Source organism: Winogradskyella thalassocola (genome assembly GCF_900099995.1).
In the GTDB taxonomy this organism is placed as follows: domain Bacteria; phylum Bacteroidota; class Bacteroidia; order Flavobacteriales; family Flavobacteriaceae; genus Winogradskyella; species Winogradskyella thalassocola.
In genome coordinates this window covers 138835-145760 of record NZ_FNCZ01000010.1, presented here as the reverse complement: position 1 = coordinate 145760, position 6926 = coordinate 138835, and the positions used below count along the sequence as shown (strand labels likewise).

The window sequence follows — 6926 nt, the reverse complement described above, 5'->3', positions numbered from 1 at the left end:
CTAGGCATTCCCCATACGCTCTTATTTAGCTTATTGTGTACTTTTGTCTTTTTAATGAGTTACTATTTAGCTTAAATCCGAAAATTTAAACTAAACTTTGTGCCTAATTACAAAGCTCGTAAGCTGTAATTAAACACTATTACTTTACAAAGAGATTAATCTCTCTATAATATTTCATGTATCTTTTCAATATGTCAATGAACTTGTGGCGAATCGCCACTGATAATTAAATCAGCAACAACGTTAAGCCGTTGTGGAGAATATCGGAGTCGAACCGATGACCTCCTGCGTGCAAGGCAGGCGCTCTAGCCAGCTGAGCTAATCCCCCATTAAAATCCTAACTTGTAGAATCCTTAATGTGAATTTAGAATTCTCAGTTCTAGAATTTCCTTTATTTTTAATTAGTAGTCTCAGGCAGACTCGAACTGCCGACCTCTACATTATCAGTGTAGCGCTCTAACCAGCTGAGCTATGAGACTCTACTTAATTATTATAAAATTAAATTAACAGCAAGAGAATAAACTAAATATTTCCTTATATCAGAACTTTCCTTATTAGTCGTCTTTCTCTAGAAAGGAGGTGTTCCAGCCGCACCTTCCGGTACGGCTACCTTGTTACGACTTAGCCCTAGTTACCAATTTTACCCTAGGCCGCTCCTTACGGTGACGGACTTCAGGCACTCCCAGCTTCCATGGCTTGACGGGCGGTGTGTACAAGGCCCGGGAACGTATTCACCGCATCATGGCTGATATGCGATTACTAGCGATTCCAGCTTCACGGAGTCGAGTTGCAGACTCCGATCCGAACTGTGATAGGGTTTATAGATTCGCTCCTTCTCGCGAAGTGGCTGCTCTCTGTCCCTACCATTGTAGCACGTGTGTAGCCCAGGACGTAAGGGCCGTGATGATTTGACGTCATCCCCACCTTCCTCACAGTTTGCACTGGCAGTCTTGTTAGAGTTCCCGACATGACTCGCTGGCAACTAACAACAGGGGTTGCGCTCGTTATAGGACTTAACCTGACACCTCACGGCACGAGCTGACGACAACCATGCAGCACCTTGTAGATAGTCCGAAGAAATAAGTGTCTCCACCTAATGCAATCTACATTTAAGCCCTGGTAAGGTTCCTCGCGTATCATCGAATTAAACCACATGCTCCACCGCTTGTGCGGGCCCCCGTCAATTCCTTTGAGTTTCATTCTTGCGAACGTACTCCCCAGGTGGGATACTTATCACTTTCGCTTAGCCACTCAGTCCGAAAACCGAACAGCTAGTATCCATCGTTTACGGCGTGGACTACCAGGGTATCTAATCCTGTTCGCTCCCCACGCTTTCGTCCATCAGTGTCAATATATTGTTAGTGATCTGCCTTCGCAATTGGTATTCTATGTAATATCTATGCATTTCACCGCTACACTACATATTCTAACCACTTCACAATAATTCAAGATAACCAGTATCAAAGGCAATTTTACAGTTGAGCTGCAAACTTTCACCCCTGACTTAATTATCCACCTACGGACCCTTTAAACCCAATGATTCCGGATAACGCTTGGATCCTCCGTATTACCGCGGCTGCTGGCACGGAGTTAGCCGATCCTTATTCTTACAGTACCGTCAGCTCAGAACACGTTCTGAGGTTTCTTCCTGTATAAAAGCAGTTTACAACCCATAGGGCAGTCTTCCTGCACGCGGCATGGCTGGATCAGGCTCCCGCCCATTGTCCAATATTCCTCACTGCTGCCTCCCGTAGGAGTCTGGTCCGTGTCTCAGTACCAGTGTGGGGGATCCCCCTCTCAGGGCCCCTATCTATCGTTGCCATGGTGTGCCGTTACCACACCATCTAGCTAATAGAACGCATACTCATCTTTTACCGCCGAAACTTTAAAGTTGTCTTGATGCCAAAACTACTTACTATGGGATATTAATCTTCATTTCTAAAGGCTATCCCCCTGTAAAAGGTAGATTGTATACGCGTTACTCACCCGTGCGCCACTCGTCAGCAAAAGAGCAAGCTCTTCTCTGTTACCGTTCGACTTGCATGTGTTAGGCCTGCCGCTAGCGTTCATCCTGAGCCAGGATCAAACTCTTCATCGTTAAATTTTAAGTCTTACGACTATTTTTTCAACAACTAATAGGAATTATTCTAGTACTCTAAATGATTTATTCTCTTGTTTTAAATCAACCGTTTCCAGTTGATTCTTACGCTGTCAATTCAATATGTTAATGAACTTTTCTTTACTTTTACTTAACACTGTTTCGCTAAGCGGGTGCAAATATAAAACCCTTTTTTCACTCTCACAAATTTAATTTGAAAAAATATTTTATTATTTTTTCGAAGCTAAATCTATCTGGAAATGAACGTTCGAAACGCAACTAAATGTTTTTGTTTCGGGGTGCAAATATATAACCCTTTTACAAACCTACAACACCTTTTTTGCTTTTATTTTAATATATTTCACAAGACTCTTGAAACCACTATTTTACACCCTAAAGTTTTTTTGGAATTTAATGGATCAGCGATACTTTACACTTAACACTCTTAAATGAAAACGAATATTGGGGGTTCTTGAACACTAATAAGTACTCGCGTTAGCGGTAGAAGCGGCATCCTTTTTTTTACATCCTATTATAATGATACAATAATAACATAGTATATAGGATAACATATTCTACCCTTATGTAAACCTAGTAAAAAAAAGATATAGCGGATGACGCGACGCTTTTGTTGCTTAAAAACAAAAGGGTAACGCTATTATAATTTTATAAGAAGAAATCCCAAACTATACCAAACCTAATAGTAAAGTCTCTGTAAGGGTTATTTGGTGCTGAAAAATAATCGTATCCTGTAAACGATGAATTGAAGTGTTCTGCTTTAAAAAAGATACGTGTTTGTCTAACCTTAGCATTAATAAAGAAATCTAACCTGGGAAAACCTCCTAGCTTGGTTTCGTTTTGAGTATAGAACTCAGCGAGTAACGGGTCATAACCATTCATATTATACTCAGAGAAGTAATTAAAGGTAACTCCCGTTTGTAGGGTCATTGATTTTTTAAACAATTGATTGGAGTAATACAGTGTATTTCTTGTAATAATTGCTGGTACATTAAGAACTTCTTCATCACTCACCACATTTTGATACATTAACGTGTTATCTAAGGCAAAATTACCAACTTTGATTTCCTTCTGTAGTTTTAACCTTAAATATTGAAGTGGTTTATTGTATTGCTTTGGCTCAATCATCTTGACACCGTCTACAGTTTCTTCTAAATTAAAATAGGTGTAGTTCTCTATATTAGATAAATCTAAAGTGGCGTTCAACCATTTTTCAGATTTTAAATTGAATTTTAATTGTTGTGTGTTGACGTTTTCGAAATCCTCTAAATTATACCAATTGTAATTTATGTAATCACTTTGATACAATAAGTGGTTATAATTTGCAAGCCTAGAATTAATTGCAATTCCACCAGCTAACCTGATGTCTTCATTTAACCTTAAGTTTAATGTTCCATCTAAATAACTCCCTACAAATGTATCTGAAAGATTTAGACCTCCCTTACCTGTAATATTAAAACCTTTATATGTTTTTGAGTATTCACCTTCTACACCAAAGAAGTTTGACTTAATTCTATTTGTAATAGTTTCACCAGCCAATAATACCACACTATTATAACCATAGTTAATATCTGTATAATTTACGGCAAACGAAATATTACCTATTACATTATTAATATAACTAAGTCCTAGTGATGTTTTAAAATTCTCTAACTTTACTTTATCATTAATACTATTTGTAAAGGCATCTCCAAAAAAACTTGTAGCAGATGCTGTTTGACTATACTGATAATACTTATCTTCTAAAGACACCTTATTAATAAGCTTGATGCTGTTATTGGATAAGGAATCGGTATCTTGAAGGATCCCATAGGTCTGTTCAAAATAAAAACGTTTACCTTTCAATATGTTTTCTGCATTCTCAAAGACAGGGTCAAATACAGAACGGTCTAAAAATTCTTCATTTCCAGAAGTAAAATTATCTATATCTTCTGTGTCCAATCCACCGTTCTCTTGATTGAGTAGATCTTGCATTACCACATATCCTTTAGCATGGTATTTTTCGTTCTTTGCTTTATACTTTGATATAAAACGAAAATTTCCTGAACTAGTCAGTGAGTTTTGATAGTTCCCTAAAGATCGTAATCCTTTATATGCAAATGAAAAGTTAAATTGTTTAGACAGGTTTACCGTAAAGAAAGCATCTAAAAGTTGCCCTTGCTCAAATGCTGTCTTGTAAGTTAAACGTGTCCATGGCGTCGGAACCTCATAAGACATAATATCATTATGTTCTAAATAATTGAAATGACGAGCTCTTGCTCCAAACAAAGGTGACGTATTATTATCCCAAGCATTAAAACTAAGCGTATTATATGTTTGCCCAATATTAGCAAATGGCATTAAATCAAAATTATCCTTCTGAAGATAATTAAATTTATAATCTTTTTTAATTGTCAAAGTGGTATCTACTTGAATTGAGTCTAGTGCATTATTAAACTGTAGATACATATCTATTGTTGCTAACTCCTTAAACCCTTTAGATTTTTTAGCGGATGAACTATCTTGTCCATTACCAGCATATGCCTTGTTAAGTTTAGTTTGAGAACTAAGCCCTACCGTAAATAAACAAAATATAAGTATGTAGAAATATTTGATCTGCATTTGATACTATCTAGTTTTCAAACAAAGTAAACTATAAATTATTGTTTATGAATGAAAAATTACAATTTACTTAACATAAAAAAGACCAACAGTAATTATTGTTGGTCTTTAATTTTCTGTAATTATTGAAGTGTTTATTCAATAATAATTTTTTGAGATGTAATGTTATTTCCTTTAGAAATATTTGCGATATATACGCCAGAAGCAACACCACTTAAATTTATAGTTTTATTAAATCGAACTGAATCATTAACAAAAGAGTTTTTATATACTAATCGTCCACTAATGTCATAAATATCAACTTTAACATCACTGTTGTTATTTAAGTTAGAATCAAAACTTATTGTAAACTCACCATTATTAGGATTAGGATACACTATTAAACTATTAGATAAAGCATTATCTGTTGTACCCAAAGTAAGACTACTACCTGTTATAATTAAAGAAAAATCTTGATCTTTAGGATCAAAAAGCCCACCTCCAATATCTTTTAAAGTACCTTTATGCGTAATAGTTAAAGTATATACCCCAGATGTCGGCGCTTCTATTTCAACCACTTCAATATTATCTACTGAATTATCTCCTTTTGAATTAGAAAAACCAGAAGTCTGAGAATAATCTAGTTTCCATGGCATAAAAGTATTACCATCTTTAGATAACCTTAAATCTAAATCATTAACTAACCTTGGAGTAGGATCATTTAATGTTTGATTTGAAATTCCTCCAGGCATATCTGTCCAACAAATTGTAGCTTTTAACTTATCCCCTGCTTGTGCAGAAAACGTCATCTCAAAAATTTCATCTTCACTCAAAGTGTCTTCACTAATTAAGGCATCACCAGTAGTAGCGTCTAAGATTGTTTCAGCAGATACTTTTGCATCTAAAAACCCCCAACCAAATTTGGGGTCTGGGCCAGTAGCTGCAATATCATCAACAGCTGTGTGACATACTAATCCTCTTAAGGTAGAAGAATTCATATAATCACCATTTAACTGGTTATAATATTGTTGTAAAAGAGCCAGTGTACCCGTTGTATTAGGTGCTGACATTGAAGTACCAGTAAAGCTCGCATAGAGACCACCAGGAATTGATGAAGTCAAGTTAGTACCATCAGCCGCGATATCTGGTTTGATTCTTAAATCATCCGTTGGACCTTGACTACTACTTGAGTTAATTCCCAAAGTTTGTAGGTCATAATTAAATAAAGTTAATGTAGGTTGAGCGTTAGCAATAACTAAGCTGTTCTTTGCATTTTTATCTGAAGTTAATTTATCGTACCCAGCATACATGCCATCAGGATAAGATGTAGTACCATTATTACCAGCTGAGGCAACAATTAAATATTTTGGATTATTTCTTGCTACATTATCCACATCTCTTGCGTCTTGATTGTATGACCCCATATACCAAGAAGGTAAATAATCCCCACTATTATTCACAATTGGCACTCCATATGAATGATTCGATAGAATAATTGGATCAGTAGCAGAATTAACTGCAGCTATCATCTCTGCAATATCATTAGTCCAATTATAAGACTTAACGTTGATATTAGTTGCCATTCCTTTAGCATCAGGATCTACTCCCTTAGCAGATATTGTACCTGAAACGTGTGTCGCATGACTACTAAAACCTATATCATCATCAACAATAGCGTTGTCGATAATTGTTACACGAGATCCGGTATCCGTGCTATTTTGAAACTCAGGGTGAGAGGCATCTGCAGGTCCACCATCCCAAACACCGATAGTCATACCCGTTCCATCAAGATCTAAACCTAAACCACCACCAACTTGCAAGTAAGATGTTTTTGTTGCTCTTCCTGCATCTAAATTATTTGTAGATCTATAAAGAACCACACCATCTACAACATCATAAATCTGTGTAATATTAATTCCGTCTTTAAATGTCGTTTTAGTCTCAGGATTAGACTTTAGGTACGTTTGCACTCTAGCCAAACGATTCTGTTCTTTGGCTTCAAAATGTTTAATTAAATTAAGGTTTTCTTGAGAAATAGTTACAGTAGAAGTATTTTGACTATGACCAAAATTAAGTAAAGCCAAAAACACTATAGGGAATAAATAGTTTTTCATGTTTTTAAAAAGTAAATTTTTCTTTGCAATATACGGCTATTTTGATATAATTCATAGATACTAAAAATAAAAAAAGCCATCATATATAAATATGATGGCTTAATAAGTAAAAAAAA

The 6926-nt window shown here is 35.8% G+C and carries 2 protein-coding genes, 2 tRNA genes and 1 rRNA gene; all 5 read right to left on the bottom strand.

Annotated elements, in window-relative coordinates; translation table 11 throughout:
- Nucleotides 1-254: 254 nt before the first annotated feature.
- The 5 genes from BLT80_RS17770 to BLT80_RS17750 all read right to left on the bottom strand — a co-directional run bounded on the left by BLT80_RS17770 (nucleotide 255) and on the right by BLT80_RS17750 (nucleotide 6810).
- Nucleotides 255-328 (bottom strand) — tRNA-Ala (locus tag BLT80_RS17770).
- A gap of 77 nt (nucleotides 329-405) precedes the next feature.
- Nucleotides 406-479: transfer RNA gene (locus BLT80_RS17765), tRNA-Ile, on the bottom strand.
- Nucleotides 480-572: 93 nt separating this feature from the next.
- Nucleotides 573-2098, bottom strand: a 16S ribosomal RNA gene (locus tag BLT80_RS17760).
- 666 nt (nucleotides 2099-2764) lie between these two features.
- Nucleotides 2765-4717, bottom strand: a complete 1953-nt coding sequence (locus BLT80_RS17755) for a putative porin (protein WP_092470497.1) — start codon at nucleotides 4715-4717, stop codon at nucleotides 2765-2767.
- Between the two features lie 134 nt (nucleotides 4718-4851).
- Nucleotides 4852-6810 (bottom strand): S8 family serine peptidase, encoded by a 1959-nt coding sequence (locus BLT80_RS17750; RefSeq protein ID WP_092470495.1) that lies wholly within the window; start codon nucleotides 6808-6810, stop codon nucleotides 4852-4854.
- Nucleotides 6811-6926: the final 116 nt, after the last annotated feature.